Here is a 15,337-nt window from a genome sequence, read left to right as displayed (position 1 = left end):
ACTATATATATGATAAAGGAACTGAAATTGCGAAAAACAAAGATGATAATCATCGTTTTAATTCTCACTAATTAAGCATCATAGAGCGATAGAAACCGACCTATCAATGACAATTCCTTAAGTTACACTTAGCAAGCTTAAAATTCATTTCTTATTAAACTAACATAAAAATCAAAAAAACTGTCTACTTAACTCTATATAAAATAGATTAGGCAGACAGTTTAAACTTACAATTAGTTGTTGTTGTTTGATTTGAGACCAAACTTTTTGTTGAAACGTTCCACACGACCATCCGCCGCAGCGAATTTTTGACGTCCAGTGTAGAATGGATGTGAATCAGAAGAAATATCTAAACGAATAACTGGGTATTCGTTACCATCTTCCCATTCCATAGTTTCTGAAGATGTTTTTGTTGAACCACTTAAGAATTTAAAGTCAGTTGTTGTATCTAAAAAGATAACTTTGTGGTAATCAGGATGGATTCCTTGTCTCATTATTTTCAGCTCCTTTGCCCTGAACCATCTGGAACAGAGTTATTTGTGAGTTTTTACCCAATACTTGATAATTATAATAGCTATTACTTCAAAACGCAACCCTCAAAGTAACATTCGTTAAATTATAGGTTTACCAGTTTTTGTGCTTTCTTCAGCTGCTTTTTGTAACTGTTGGAAAAATTCTTTATTATTCTGTGAGCGTTTTAATTTTCTAATAAATCTTTCAGTAAAATCAGTTGAGTCTGTAAACATATTTCTAAGTTGCCATAAAGATTCGAGTTCTGATTTACTAATTAGCAATTCTTCTTTACGTGTTGAACTTCTACCGATATCAATCGCAGGGAAAATACGACGTTCAGATAACTTACGATCTAGATGAAGTTCCATATTGCCAGTACCTTTAAATTCTTCGTAAATCATATCATCCATTCTAGAGCCAGTTTCAACTAAAGCAGTCGCTAATATTGTTAAACTTCCTCCTGCCTCAATATTACGTGCAGCACCAAAGAATGCTTTAGGTTTATGTAATGATGCTGGATCTAAACCACCTGATAATGTTCTACCGCTTGGAGGAATAACAAGGTTATATGCACGTGCTAAACGCGTAATAGAGTCCATTAGAATAATAACATCTTGTCCAATTTCAACTAGACGCTTAGCTCTTTCAAGTAATAATTCAGCTACTTTAACATGGTGTTGAGGGGGCTCATCAAATGTTGAATGTACTACTTCAGCAGATTCAACTGATCGCTCAATATCAGTTACCTCTTCCGGACGTTCACCTACTAATAATATAAACAATTTAGCATCAGGTTTATTAGTACTAATCGCATTCGCAATTTCTTTAAGTAGTGAAGTTTTACCGGCTTTTGGAGGAGCAACAATTAATCCACGTTGGCCTAAACCAATAGGAGTAACTAAATCCATAATACGTGTTGAATAATTTTGGGGATCCGTTTCTAAAATAATTCTTTCCTCAGGATAAAGAGGTGTTAAAGCTTGGAAGTGAGGTCGTTTTTTAACTACTTCAGCATTCTCATCATTTACAAAATCTACTTGTAGTAAACCATAATATTTTTCATTATCTTTAGGTTTACGGACTTTACCAGTAACTTTGTCACCACGTTTAATTTCAAAACGTCGTATTTGACTTGCTGAAATATAAATATCTTTTTCACCTTTTGAATAATTGACTGTTCTCAAGAATCCATAACCATCAGGTTGAATATCATCTAAGACGCCTTCCATATAGTAATTGCCATCTTTTTCCATTTGAGCTTCCATGATGGCTAAAACTAGTTCGCTTTTATTCAATTTACTGTAATTTGTTAACTTTAATGATTTTGCTTTTTGTGTTAATTCCTTTGTTGTGTAGTTCTTATATAACTCATGAAACGATTCATATTGTGGAGATGTACGTTCTTTTTCAGGCATAAACTGCACCCATTTCTTATATTTTTATAAAGACTTAATTCTAATTGTAAAATATGATATTTAAGCATGTTTTCAATATTAAAAATGCCAAACGCCATAATAAACTTCTCAATTTTTCGAATATCTTAAGTCATAAATACTAGAATTAATATAGCAAATTTTCATTTTAAATACAAAATGATTTTATTAAATTCCGTAAAATAAAACAGCACATGGAACTAATAAAGTTTCATGTACTGTTATTAATGCTGTAATATATTAATTTATTATTTAAAGAAAATAGCCTGCGATAGATTTAACTTCTAAGAATTCTTCAATTCCGTAATCGCCCCATTCACGACCAATACCAGATTGTTTATAACCACCAAATGGTAAATCAGGTTTATTACCTGCTTCATTAATTTCAATTCGACCAGCTTCAATTGAACGCGCTACTTTTTGAAGTGTTTCTTTATCTTTACCAATCACATAACCAGCTAAGCCATATTTAGTGTCATTCGCAATTTGAATCGCTTCATCTAAATCATTATATGTGATTACTGATGCAACTGGTCCGAAAATCTCTTCTTGTGCGATAGTCATATCATTATCGACATTAATAAAGATGGTTGGTCTTGCGAAATAGCCAGTGTCTAAACCTTCTGGCTTACCAGGGCCACCGTAGAATAATTCAGCACCTTCTTCGATACCTTTATCAATATATGATTGAACAGTATCAAATTGTTTTTTACTAATAATTGGTCCCACTTGTGTACCTTCTTCACGTGGATCACCAACTTTAACGTTGCTAAATTCTTCTTTTAAAGCAGTTAAAAATTCTTCTTTTTTACTTTCTGGAATTAAAATACGTGTACCAGCCGTACAAACTTGACCAGTATTATTAACTACCTTACCAGTAGTAGCTTTAGCTGCTTCTTTAACATCCACGTCATCTAACACGATGTATGGTGATTTACCACCTAATTCTAGTGATACTTTTTTAAAGTCTTTTGATGCTTTTTCCATAATCTTAGAACCAGTGCGTCCAGAACCAGTAAATGACATCATTCTTACTTTAGGGTGTTCACTTAATGGATTACCTACACCTTCACCATCACCATTAACTAAATTGAATACACCTTTAGGTACACCAACTTTGTCAAAAATTTCTGCAAGAATAACTGCAGCAAATGGTGTTTCTTCAGATGGTTTAAGTACCACTGGGCTACCTGCTGCAAATGCAGCTGCAAGTTTAAGTGATGTTTGGTTAGTTGGGAAGTTCCATGGTGTAACTAAACCAGCGACACCAATTGCTTCTTTAGTAACTAAAGCATCTCCACGACGTTCATCGAATTCAAATGTATCAAGTGCTCTACTTGCTTCTTGGAAATGATTTAGGCCCATTTGATAATGAACATTTTCAGAAATTGTTAGTGGGGCACCTAATTCATCTGTAATTGCTTCAACAATATCTTGTTTTCTATTTTTATATTCTTCTACGATTTTATCTAACAATTCTTTTCTTTCTTTAACTGAGCTATGGCGAAATTCTAAATATACGTCATTAGCAGCTTCTACCGCTTTGTCTACATCTTTTTCGTTACCTTTGGCTACTTTACCGATAACTTCTTCAGTTGCAGGATTGATTACATCAATTGTTTCATTACTTTCACTATCAATCCATTCGCCATTTATATATTGTTGAGTATAATTTCTCATCAATGCTTCACTCCTTAAGAATCATTATGTCATATATTTACCTTTTTGTTTCGAGGATTAAACATATCATGTTACGTCAACAAAACAAAAGAGTTTTGCACTTATTTGCTTGTAATCAATATTGCAAATAGCAATTTAATATACATAATAAGCACAAAACTCTTTTTATATCATTAAGATTTAACTTCTTCTTCAAGTGTTACGTAACTTCTAGCCCATTCTTCTATAGGTTTTAAAGCTTCTGCCAATGCTTTACCTTTATCAGTTAATTCATAAATGATTGAAACTGGGCTTGTTGAAACCACTTTTTTCTCAACTAAACCCCATTCGCCTAGATCAGTTAGTTTAATACTTAATGCACGTGGGGTAATTGTCTTCAAATCCCTTTTCATATCGGAAAAGTGCGCAGTATAATCAGTGCATCGAGATAGATAATTTATGATTAAACCGTTCCAACTTCTACCAACAATTTTAAAGGTTTCTTCAAGATATGGACATATTTCCATTGTCTTCACCTCTATTCAAAACTTCTTAAACATTGTAGGTACTATTAATTGCACACTTATAAGTGATGCAAACTAGTAGATTTAACTTTATTCACAAGTCAAATACTAATTTTAGTATCTAATATAATTAGTATACCAGATATGAGTGACTCAAGACAAACACTTTAAATCAAGGGTCTGATATAAATCTAACTATCCTTAAAAATAGTTGAACTAAGAAACTATTTCGTCAAAATTTCCACATAAATAAGCCATCAATAGATTAGATTTGATCTGTCCAAATATCTGCACCTAATTCTTTCAAATGCTTAACAATATCAGTATATCCTCTATAAATATGTTTTACATTATAAATCGTTGTAACACCCTCAGCGAGTAAGCCAGCGATGATTAAACATGCTCCAGCACGTAAATCACTTGCATAAACTTCTGCACCAGCTAAAGTGGAAGGTTTTATCGTAGCTGTACCAGTTGTCATGTCCGCTTCGATATCGGCACCCATATTTTTCAATTCGTCAACATGTCTAAATCGTGCAGGATATATCGTTTCAGTAACGAAAGATGGACCATCAGCCATAAATAATAAAGGTGTGATGGGTTGTTGTAAATCAGTCGCAAACCCTGGATAGACTAATGTTTTAATGTCTACGTTTTTATATGATGGTTTACGTTTGATTATAGCTCTCTCAGCATCCGCATCTATATTAATATCCACACCCAATTCTTTTAGCTTCACAGTAAGTGCTTCAACATGTTTAGGTACAATATTATTAATAGTTATTTCTTCACCCACTGCTGCTGCGATACACATATACGTTCCCGCTTCAATACGATCGGGTATAATTTGATACTCAGAACCATGAAGGTGATCAACACCATTTATTTTTAGTGTACTTGTTCCTGCACCTTTAACATCTGCACCAAGGCTATTCAAGAAATTTGCAACGTCTACAACTTCTGGTTCTTTGGCTGCATTTTCAATAATAGTTTGACCAGTTGCATGAACTGCAGCTAACATAATATTAATTGTAGCGCCAACACTGACCATATCTAGGAAGATATTTGCACCGTGTAATTCTTTTGCTTCAATCTTCATTGATGTATCACTAGACTCATCAATTTCAGCGCCTAAAGCTTTAAATCCTTTAATATGTTGATCAATTGGACGTGGTCCTAACGGGCAACCACCAGGTAATCCGATAACACATTTTTTGAAACGACCTAGCATAGCCCCCATCATATAATAAGAGGCACGTAGAGATTCCACTTTATTATTTGGAAGTGGTGCGTTTTGTATATCTGTAGTATCTACCTCTAATTGTTTACCATTCAAATTTGTCTTAATGTTTAAATCTTGTAATAAACTAACAAGCGTTTCAACGTCAGAAATTTGTGGTAATCCGTCTAACTTTACTTGCCCTTCAGCTAATAAAGTTGCTGGGATAATAGCTACAGCACTATTTTTAGCACCACTAATCGTGACTTCGCCGTTTAAAGATTGACCTCCACGGATTTTAATTACCTCTTGAGTCATAAGCTTTTCTCCTTTGTTTCTCATTTTTTAAAATTATACATTAGTAGCATTATAATTTATTTAATCTTTATTTGTAAAACGTTAATAATCTATCGTTAAAGATAAACTTAATTTTCTAAATTCAGTTAATTATTACTATAAAAACTAAAAAAGTTTTATGTATATACGTATTATAAAACATTTTTGTAAAATTATTAATTAAAGAATTCTTGGGAGATAAAACTGGCAAAAAAGAAAAAAAGAGTTGAGATCATATATCATCATCTCAACTCTAAAATAGAAAGCATTCTACTTTTTAAAATTAAATTATTTAGCGCGGTTAGAAGTACCGAACTCTCTAATTTTACCTTTAACTGTTTCTTTAATTGCTTCACGAGCAGGTCCTAAGTATTTACGTGGATCATAAACATCTTGATCATTGTTTAATACTTCTCTTACTGCTTTAGCAGAAGCAATTTGATTTTCAGTATTTACGTTAATTTTAGCAGTACCATAAGGAATTGCTTTTTGAATGTCTTTAGTAGGGATACCAGTACCACCGTGTAGAACTAATGGTAAACCAGTTGATGCACCAATTTCTTCCATTTCTTTAAATCCTAATTTAGGTTCACCTTTGTATGGTCCGTGAACTGAACCTAATGCTGGAGCTAAAGTATCAATACCAGTTCTTTCAACTAATTCTTGACATTCCTTAGGATCAGCGTAGATGATGCCACCAACAACGTCATCTTCTTGGCCACCAACAGTACCTAATTCAGCTTCAACTGATACACCATGTTGATGTGCATATTCTACTACTTTAGAAGTGATTTCAATATTTTCTTCAAATGGACTATGAGAAGCATCGATCATTACTGAAGTGAAACCAGCATCAATCGCTTCTTTACATTTGTCAAAACTTGAACCATGGTCTAAGTGAATTGCTACTGGTACAGTGATATTTAAATCATGCATTAAACCTTCAACCATTTTAACAACTGTATAGAAACCGCTCATATAACGTGCAGCACCTTCTGATACACCTAAGATAACTGGAGCGTTCTCTTCTTGAGAAGCTTCTAAAATTGCTTGTGTAAATTCTAAGTTATTTAAGTTGTATTGACCAACCGCATAACCATTTTCTTTCGCATCGATTAACATTTCTTTCATTGAAACTAATGGCATGAAAGTTCCTCCTTGTGTGCAAGAGCACAATTTTTAAAATCATTATATCAGAAAATATTTTTAAATGCATGTTAATACATGCTCAATTAATGTAAAACTTTAAATATAATAAAATTTCTTGATAAACTGTACTTTATTACTGTGCGTGAGTGAATTGCATTAAATGGATGGTTTCATTACAATACTTATGGAATGGAGGATCAACATGTCTAAAATATTACATACACAATTAACTGGTATATTTAATCGATTAGAAGATCAAGCTTTGGATATTCAAATGGCAGCTCAGTGTTTAATACAAGCCATTGGCGGCGAAGGTTATGTATTTATTCAAGGTTATGATGATTTAAAATTTTTTGAATCATTCATTATTGAAAGTAAAGAAAGTCTAAAATCAAGTAAATTATTATCATCTCTAGATTCTTTTGATGAAATTGATTCAACAGACCGCGTTTTATTATTCTCACCATTTTATACAGAAGATGTTGCTAATGATGTCGAACATTTAATTGAGAATGATATTGATTTTGTTTTAATTTGTAATCATCCTAAAACAGAAGATTTCCCAGAACAATTTATGCATTTCATTAATCTTTCTACGCCAAGACCAATTGTTTATACAGAAGATTATGATAAAATCGTACAACCTCACACAATAGCATTTAATTACATCTATTATGAAATCTATACGCAAATGATTGAAATGACTAGAGACTTAGAATTATAACCTTAATATTTTAATTCTATTTTATAAATAATTAACCCTTTGATACTTTTATTTAGTAATCAAAGGGTTAATTTGTATTGATAGATTATTTATTTTGATGTTTATATGCTGCTTCAACAAAAGCTCTAAAAATAGGTTGAGGTCTATTTGGTCTTGATAAGAATTCTGGATGGAATTGACAAGCTACGTAGAAATCATTTTCAGGAATTTCTACCATTTCAACCAAACGTCCGTCTGGACTAGTTCCAGAGAACACCATTCCGCTAGCTTCTAATTGTTCTCTAAACGCATTATTAAATTCATAACGATGGCGATGTCTTTCTTCAATATCTGAAGTGTCATAAATACGATGTGCCAATGTACCCTCTTTGATTGTGCAAGGATATAGTCCTAAACGTAATGTACCACCTAAGTCTTCAATATCTTTTTGTTCAGGAAGTAGGTCAATGACTGGATAAGGCGTGTTAGGATCAAGTTCCGCAGAATGTGCACCTTCTAAACCTAATACGTTACGTGCATATTCTACTGTAGCCAATTGCATACCTAAACAGATACCAAAGTACGGCACATTATTTTCACGTGCATATTTGATTGCTGCAATTTTACCTTCACTTGCTCTGAAACCAAAGCCACCAGGTACTAATACACCATCAACATCTTTCAAATAGTCTGCAACGTTTTCATTTGTAACTTCACCAGAATCAATCCATTTAACTACAACATCTTTTTTAAGAGGATAGCCGGCATGTTTTAAAGATTCCACTACAGATAAATAAGCATCTTGTAAGCTTACATATTTACCTACTAAACCGATTGTAATAGTTCCATCTAAAGAATTAACTGTATCTAATAAATATTGCCATTCATCTAATTGCGTATCATATTTGGCATCTAAGTCTAGACGTTTAATAACAATATCATCCATGTCTTGAGCGCTTAATTGTAAAGGAATTTCATATAATGATGATGCATCTCTACACTCGATAACACTCTCTTTATTGATATCGCAGAATAATGCAATTTTATCTTTTAAGTCTTGTGTCATCTCATACTCAGTACGTACTACAATTAAATCTGGTTGAATACCTAAACCACGTAATTCTTTAACACTATGTTGTGTTGGTTTAGTTTTCATTTCTCCTGCCGCTTTTATGTATGGCAATAATGTACAATGTACATACATTACATTTTCACGACCTAAATCACTTCTGATTTGACGGATAGCTTCAATGAATGGAAGTGATTCAATATCTCCTGTTGTACCACCAATTTCAGTAATCACAACATCTGCATTGGTACTTTCGCCTGCTAATAATAAGCGTTCTTTAATTTCATTTGTGATATGGGGAATGACTTGAACTGTTCCGCCTAAATAATCACCACGACGTTCTTTCTTTAATACGTGTGAATATACTTTACCAGCAGTAACATTAGAATATTTATTTAAATTAATGTCGATGAAGCGTTCATAGTGTCCTAAGTCTAAGTCAGTTTCAGCACCATCATCTGTAACAAACACTTCTCCGTGTTGATATGGACTCATTGTTCCTGGATCAACGTTTAAATATGGATCGAATTTTTGAATTGTTACTTTTAGACCTCTATCTTTTAACAATCTTCCTAGAGAAGCGGCTGTGATACCTTTACCTAAAGATGAAACTACGCCACCTGTTACAAAAATAAATTTTGTCATTTCCTGACCTCCTAATTTATAAAGGGATGCTTCCTTATTTCATATTTATTTTAAATAATAAAGTTTACAAAAATAAAAAAATCGCTCCCTCTCACAAATATGTAAGGGGAGCGTATAAGATTTATACACGTGTCCTATTTAAAGGAGCCCGAATAAAATTCTATCATCTTTTTACTAAAAGTCAATCAAAACTAAAATTTAATCGTTGAAATCTTCTTCGTCTTCAAACTCTTCTTCCTCTTCTTCAGCGAGGTCATCATCTTCATCTTCTTCGATAACTAAGTCTGAACCATTAATTTCATCTTCAACTTGTTCATCTTCAGGATCATCCAAAGTTTCTTGATCATCGGTTTGAGCTGGGATGTCATCATCGTCATCCATTTCATCGTCACCTAATAATTTAAGATTTTTATCTTCTTCGTCTTCGTCATCAAGAATATCGAATTTTTGAATTGTAGGTGCAATTTTTTCTTCAATATCATCAACTGAATACCAGTCTCTTAATCCCCATTGGTTCTCTCCAACATTTAAAAAACGACCGTCAGTATTTAAATCAGTGTAGAATTGGACAACACGATTTTCGATTTCTTCAAATTCATAATCACCTAGGCTTCTGAACTCATCAATAATATCGTATAAATTCATTGTAGTACCTTTATCGTGTAATAAAGTGTATGCCATATCGATAAATGATTTTTCATCAACCATTTCTTTAGTATAATCTTGGATTTTCATTATAGCTAAACTTCCTTTCAAAGGATTTTATTAATTTATCGTTAGATTTTATTAATTAATAGTAACAAAACTAAATTATAAATGACAATACATGATTTCGCAATTCCTATTCTTCTAGTAATTGACATATTTTTCAAAAATCACGACTTCATCAGATTGTGCTATTTCGACAAATCCGCTATTCACACATAAAGGTTTTAATTCATTATTCTCTCCAAACAACGTAATCGCTAAAGTCTTTGCTTGTTTAAAATGTTTACGTACATATGTAGGAATTTGTCTTAATGCGCTCTCAGCAATACCTTCTTGTCGTCTATCTTTATTTACTTCAATAGCAACAATATTTATACGTTCTTTTTTTTGTTCAAGGGCTATAAAGCCAACTTTTTCACTATCTTTTAATAGATCTACAATATCGTATGATGAAATACTAGATGCTTCATTTTCAACTAAACGGAGTGAAGAAACATGTTTAGAATCTAAATCTAAATAATATAATCTTTCTTTACCAATGAGTCCCTCTTCTTTAGTAGCTGTATGCATAAATCCAGCACGCTCATAAACATTCCAAGCCCCTTGATTCTCAGCATCTACTACTAGATACAAATGGTTAAAATCTGGGAAAAGATCTTGAACATATTGAGGTAAATACATCATCATTGTTGTTCCATAACCATTACCTTGAAATTTTTCGTTAATAGATAGCGATCTCACATAAACGACGTTTTCTGGCGTATCATAACCTTCATGCTGATAATATTGATGTAATACAAAAAATCCTACAACATCGCCTTCTTCATTAATCGCGATATTAGCAATTCGATTGTCATCTTGTAATGCATCTTCAATAACTGATTTTGGTAATGATGAATAAATTTGCTGACGTTCACTTAATTCAAAGTTTAATATGTCTTGTCGATACTGTTCTTCAAATTCTTGAATTGTAATATTTTCAAATTTCCTTTTTAAAGTCATAAACGATATCCCCTATGCTCATTTTAATTATTTATCTCATATTATAATTGTTTTTTTACACTTATCAAAATATAATCCATCTTTAAACATCTTTTCACACAATAATTTTCTTATTTTTTTAAAATTATGCTATTGTAATTCAATGAATTTCCTTTACTATTAGTATGACATATCAAATCACGAGGTGAACGAGAATGAAAGTCGGTATTGATGCCGGGGGAACTTTAATAAAGATAGTACAAGAATCAGGTAACAAGCGTACTTATCATACTGAATTAACCACAGAAATCGCTAAAGTCATTTCATGGTTAAATGAGAATTCATTTGAATCAATTAGTTTGACTGGAGGAAATGCAGGTGTAATTGCTGAAAATCTTAATACTACAGCACAAATTTATGTAGAATTTGATGCTTCATCTAAAGGTTTAGGCATTCTTTTGAAAGAACAAGGTCATGACATTGATGAGTATATTTTTGCTAATGTAGGTACTGGCACATCATTACATTACTTTGACGGTAAACAACAACACCGCGTAGGTGGTATCGGTACTGGTGGTGGGATGATTCAAGGACTTGGTTTCTTGTTAACACAAGTTTCCAATTACGAAGAATTAACTAATTTAGCTCAAACTGGAGACAGAGATACCATCGACCTCAAGGTCAAGCATATATATAAAGATACCGAACCTCCTATTCCAGGAGAATTAACTGCTGCAAACTTCGGCAATGTACTTCATAATTTAAATGTTGACTTTTCAGCTGCTAACAAATTAGCTTCAGTTGTAGGTATCGTTGGTGAAGTTATTACTACTATGGCTATCACTGTTGCTCGTGAAAATAAAACAGACAATGTGGTTTACATCGGCTCTTCATTTAACAATAATAAATTATTGCGAGAAGTTATCGAAGATTATACTGTTTTAAGAGGTTTTAAACCCTATTATATTGAAAATGGTGCCTTTTCTGGTGCATTAGGCGCAATTTATTTAAATTAAAAAACCCCATAATAAAATCCTTCGTATATAATCTAAGTAGATTTACGAAGGACTTTTTCATAATTATAAATAATCAATTATCAAAAAATATCATTACTTTAATTTAAGTTATATGTCGTATATTTAATAACAAATTAAGACAGTAAAACATAATAATTAATTAAATAACTTAATTAAAGTGTTAACTCATCTGATAATTTTTGTGCTGAAATCACTGTACCGACAACACCTGGTTTTAAATCAATAGCAACTGCTTGATCATTGTCTCTTAATTTATCTAACCAATCGCTAAATACGCTACTTTCAATTTCAATTAATTTACATTCTTCAAAATCTTGATCACGCACTTTTGTTGCTCTTTTTTTCAAACTCCAAACTGGCATAATATTTGGTTTCTGGCGTTCATCATCACTTATTAAAATAAAATTATCTTCATTTTCATGGGATAAGCCAAAAACTTGATTCTCACTCGTAACGTCTTTAACAAATTCTTTAATGCGTATCTTATCAAGCTGAGACATTAATTCATCAGTCATTGCTACAACATTAACAATTTGCCCTGGATTCTCTGTACTTTGATTAATCATCACTTGATCATCTTCATCAAATAAATCATCCAACTCATAAGTTACAAAAGAATCGATATCAATCTTCAAAACTTTATCATAGCTGATTGAAGCATTCTTTAAATAATCTTCAGCTTGTCCATTTTGCGTCCATACACCCACCAAAGATCTACCTTCTGAATCTAGTCTAACTAGTTTTTTATTTTTATTAGCTACATAAAAGACTTCATTAATCAAAACGTCTTTGAAGTACGATTCCTCTTTATATGGCATAATGAGCCTCCATTCTACTTAAATTTACGTGTAAAATATTAAATGAATAAATCATAGTAGTCAAACACATCTCAATAAAAAAACGTACTAAGATATCGACATATTTCACCTTAGTACGTATATATTTAATTTTACTTTTAAGCGTCAAGCTCAGCGATAAATGCTTTTTCAAATTGTTCTACTTCTTCTTTTGAGTTAGCGTGCCAAATGCATCCAAATCGAGATTTTACTTCATTTTTACCATACCAATCACCATTATAATAAGATAAAGGATATAACACTCCTTTTTTAATATATTTAACGATTGTATTAAAGAAGTGCTCGTTATCACCATTAGAAAAATAACTATAAAATTTTTGATAATTTGAATTCAATTCATTTTGTAGTAACAACATACTTGTAGAACCATTTTGTCTAAAGTTTAAATCTATTGCGAAAACATCACCATGTTTATCTAAAAGTAAATCAAAGCCTGCTACACCAATGAAACCTAGTTTAACGCCTTGTTCCATAATTTCTTTTCCGGCATCAATAACATTTTGTGGAACATCATGAACGTTCTCATTACCTGCATAAAATCCATATTTATCTGTAATTTGATGCGCTGTACCTAAATAAGTAATCCCAATATCTTTAGAATAAGCATACTGCACACAGTAATTTTTAACCGCTTCAATTTTTTGTTCAATAATTAAATTATCAGTTGCATCACTTGCTTCAAGTATGCGTTTCGTGGCTTTTTCTAAATCTTCTTCGTTATAACAAATCATAACGCCATACCCGCCCGCTGTTGGTAAATCATCGCCAGGCTTAATAACAAACGGAAAAGACCATTCTTGAATACGTGCTTTAAAATCATTGATGGAAACAATTTCACGATCTGGTAAGTATTTATGATTCGTCCATTCCGGTATACGTGCTTTATTATTTAAAGCAACGAAAACGTCTTTATTAACCGCATAACAATCATCAGTTATTACGTCTTCACTGTGAATATATTGAAAGTAAATTTGTTTTCCTTCTTCATGTACAATATGATTTAAAACCTGTTCATATGTTTCTTGATTGTGAAATTTATAAATATTAGTTGGTATCTTTTTACCTACAAAATCAAATAACTGTTGTAATTTTTCTGTTACACTTGCTTCATGCACAATCATAGGCATTTTATTAGAAATAATCATTTCACGTCCAGTTAAGAAATTGGACTGATGTTCTTCTGGCTTTAACCAAGGGTTAGACACATATGATGGTCTTGAATTATAAACTACGTTTTCATTATACAAGTCACTTAAAGTTAGCATTGGACCTTTATTACTTCCAGTCATTTTGACTACCCCTTTACTTGAGAGTGCTGCTGAGTAATTTCATCAAACAATCCCTTATTTTCAATTAATTCTAATCCCATTAATGCAATAATCTTTGCACCGCGAATCAATGCTTGATCACCATGCACACTAGCAGCCGCTTCTCTAAAACGATGCGTATGACCAACTAAATTTCTTGATCCAATCTTCACATGGGGATGTATAGTAGGAACTATATGACTGACATTCCCCGTATCTGTTGAACCGAAACCAAAATCATCATGACTGACTTCTTCTCCCATTTCAACCGCGTACTTTTCAAATAATTCATCTAACTTAGGCGTTTTAATAAATTCATTCACGCCATTTTGAATGGGACCGAACTCATAATCACAACCTGTTTGTATTGCAGCACCTTTCGCAATTTGGCTAACTTTCTCAGTTAGAACATCTAACTCTTTACGTGTCGTAGCACGTGTATAAAATCTCGCATGTGTATAATCTGGAATAATATTTGCTGCTTTACCTCCATCAAGAATAACACCATGTACACGTTGACTTTTTTTAATATGTTGTCGAAGTTGAGCTACACCATTGAAATATGAAATCATAGCATCTAGCGCATTCAATGCTTCGTCAGCATTTTCAGAGGCATGAGCACTCTTACCGTAAAATTTAATATCTAATACATCCACTGCCAATGTATCAATGGTTGGATAAGTTTCATTACCAGGATGAATCATCAACGCAATATCAATATCATCAATGACACCTGCTTTAACATATGATGCTTTAGCACTACCATTCTCCCCGCCCTCTTCAGCTGGACAGCCTAAAACAACAACTTTGCCTCCAGCGTTATCTGCAACTTGTTTTAATGCGGAACCTGCTAAAACACTAGACGTACCTATAATGTTATGACCGCATGCATGACCTAATCCTGGTAAGGCATCATATTCTGCTAAATATCCAATAGTTGGTCCTTCTTTACCTGAGTCATAAGTAGCAATAAAACCTGTAGCATGACCTGCAATATCAGTCTCAATTTCAAAGTCATTTTCTTTTAATTTATCTATTAAAATTCGAGATGCAAAAATTTCTTCGTTGCCTAATTCAGGGCGTTCATGTATTCGATGACTAATTTCAACATAATCATATTTTCTATTTTCTATATAATCTAAAATTTCTTGTTTATTACTCATAAAATCATAACTCCCTTATGTGCTTGAATTTGTC

General features: G+C 32.5%; 14 protein-coding genes. 2 read left to right on the top strand and 12 right to left on the bottom strand.

Annotated features, from left to right (window positions below; translation table 11 throughout):
* Positions 1–233 precede the first annotated feature (233 nt).
* The 6 genes from HYI43_04350 to HYI43_04325 all read right to left on the bottom strand — a co-directional run bounded on the left by HYI43_04350 (position 234) and on the right by HYI43_04325 (position 6,830).
* Positions 234–494: a type B 50S ribosomal protein L31 gene (locus HYI43_04350; GenBank protein ID UDI77814.1), complete on the bottom strand. Its 261-nt coding sequence runs from the start codon at positions 492–494 to the stop codon at positions 234–236.
* Between the two features lie 117 nt (positions 495–611).
* Entirely contained in the window at positions 612–1,928 is a 1,317-nt protein-coding gene (gene rho, locus HYI43_04345; GenBank protein UDI77813.1) for a transcription termination factor Rho, read from the bottom strand.
* Between the two features lie 270 nt (positions 1,929–2,198).
* On the bottom strand, positions 2,199–3,626 hold the full coding sequence (locus HYI43_04340) for an aldehyde dehydrogenase family protein (GenBank protein UDI77812.1): 1,428 nt from the start codon (positions 3,624–3,626) through the stop codon (positions 2,199–2,201).
* Between the two features lie 173 nt (positions 3,627–3,799).
* On the bottom strand, positions 3,800–4,132 hold the full coding sequence (locus HYI43_04335) for a helix-turn-helix transcriptional regulator (protein UDI77811.1): 333 nt from the start codon (positions 4,130–4,132) through the stop codon (positions 3,800–3,802).
* Positions 4,133–4,394: 262 nt separating this feature from the next.
* Positions 4,395–5,666, bottom strand: a complete 1,272-nt coding sequence (locus HYI43_04330; GenBank protein ID UDI77810.1) for a UDP-N-acetylglucosamine 1-carboxyvinyltransferase — start codon at positions 5,664–5,666, stop codon at positions 4,395–4,397.
* A 306-nt stretch (positions 5,667–5,972) separates the two neighbouring features.
* Entirely contained in the window at positions 5,973–6,830 is an 858-nt protein-coding gene (locus HYI43_04325) for a fructose-bisphosphate aldolase (protein ID UDI77809.1), read from the bottom strand.
* A 205-nt stretch (positions 6,831–7,035) separates the two neighbouring features.
* On the opposite strand from HYI43_04325, the gene HYI43_04320 reads away from it, so the two are divergent.
* On the top strand, positions 7,036–7,557 hold the full coding sequence (locus tag HYI43_04320; GenBank protein UDI77808.1) for a DUF2529 domain-containing protein: 522 nt from the start codon (positions 7,036–7,038) through the stop codon (positions 7,555–7,557).
* 85 nt (positions 7,558–7,642) lie between these two features.
* Here the strand turns inward: HYI43_04320 and HYI43_04315 are convergent, their stop codons facing one another.
* From HYI43_04315 to HYI43_04305, 3 genes are all read right to left on the bottom strand, one after another.
* Complete coding sequence (locus HYI43_04315) at positions 7,643–9,250, bottom strand: CTP synthase (GenBank protein ID UDI77807.1); 1,608 nt, start codon at positions 9,248–9,250, stop codon at positions 7,643–7,645.
* 198 nt (positions 9,251–9,448) lie between these two features.
* Positions 9,449–9,985, bottom strand: a complete 537-nt coding sequence (locus HYI43_04310) for a DNA-directed RNA polymerase subunit delta (GenBank protein ID UDI77806.1) — start codon at positions 9,983–9,985, stop codon at positions 9,449–9,451.
* Positions 9,986–10,099: 114 nt separating this feature from the next.
* The gene (locus HYI43_04305; protein UDI77805.1) at positions 10,100–10,960 is read right to left on the bottom strand and encodes a GNAT family N-acetyltransferase; all 861 of its coding nucleotides are present in this window, start codon (positions 10,958–10,960) and stop codon (positions 10,100–10,102) included.
* A 194-nt stretch (positions 10,961–11,154) separates the two neighbouring features.
* Here HYI43_04305 and coaW point away from each other — a divergent pair, with 194 nt between their 5' ends.
* The gene (gene coaW / locus HYI43_04300; protein UDI77804.1) at positions 11,155–11,955 is read left to right on the top strand and encodes a type II pantothenate kinase; all 801 of its coding nucleotides are present in this window, start codon (positions 11,155–11,157) and stop codon (positions 11,953–11,955) included.
* 173 nt (positions 11,956–12,128) lie between these two features.
* Here coaW and HYI43_04295 read toward each other — a convergent pair whose 3' ends face one another.
* The 3 genes from HYI43_04295 to HYI43_04285 all read right to left on the bottom strand — a co-directional run bounded on the left by HYI43_04295 (position 12,129) and on the right by HYI43_04285 (position 15,303).
* The gene (locus HYI43_04295; protein UDI77803.1) at positions 12,129–12,794 is read right to left on the bottom strand and encodes a DUF2750 domain-containing protein; all 666 of its coding nucleotides are present in this window, start codon (positions 12,792–12,794) and stop codon (positions 12,129–12,131) included.
* 137 nt (positions 12,795–12,931) lie between these two features.
* The gene (locus tag HYI43_04290) at positions 12,932–14,122 is read right to left on the bottom strand and encodes an ATP-grasp domain-containing protein (protein ID UDI77802.1); all 1,191 of its coding nucleotides are present in this window, start codon (positions 14,120–14,122) and stop codon (positions 12,932–12,934) included.
* Positions 14,123–14,127: 5 nt separating this feature from the next.
* Positions 14,128–15,303, bottom strand: a complete 1,176-nt coding sequence (locus HYI43_04285) for a M20 family metallopeptidase (GenBank protein UDI77801.1) — start codon at positions 15,301–15,303, stop codon at positions 14,128–14,130.
* Positions 15,304–15,337: the final 34 nt, after the last annotated feature.

This window comes from Staphylococcus taiwanensis, from assembly GCA_020544305.1.
GTDB classification, from domain to species: domain Bacteria; phylum Bacillota; class Bacilli; order Staphylococcales; family Staphylococcaceae; genus Staphylococcus; species Staphylococcus taiwanensis.
Note: the sequence above shows the minus strand (reverse complement) of the source record. Positions and strands in the feature narration are given on the sequence as shown.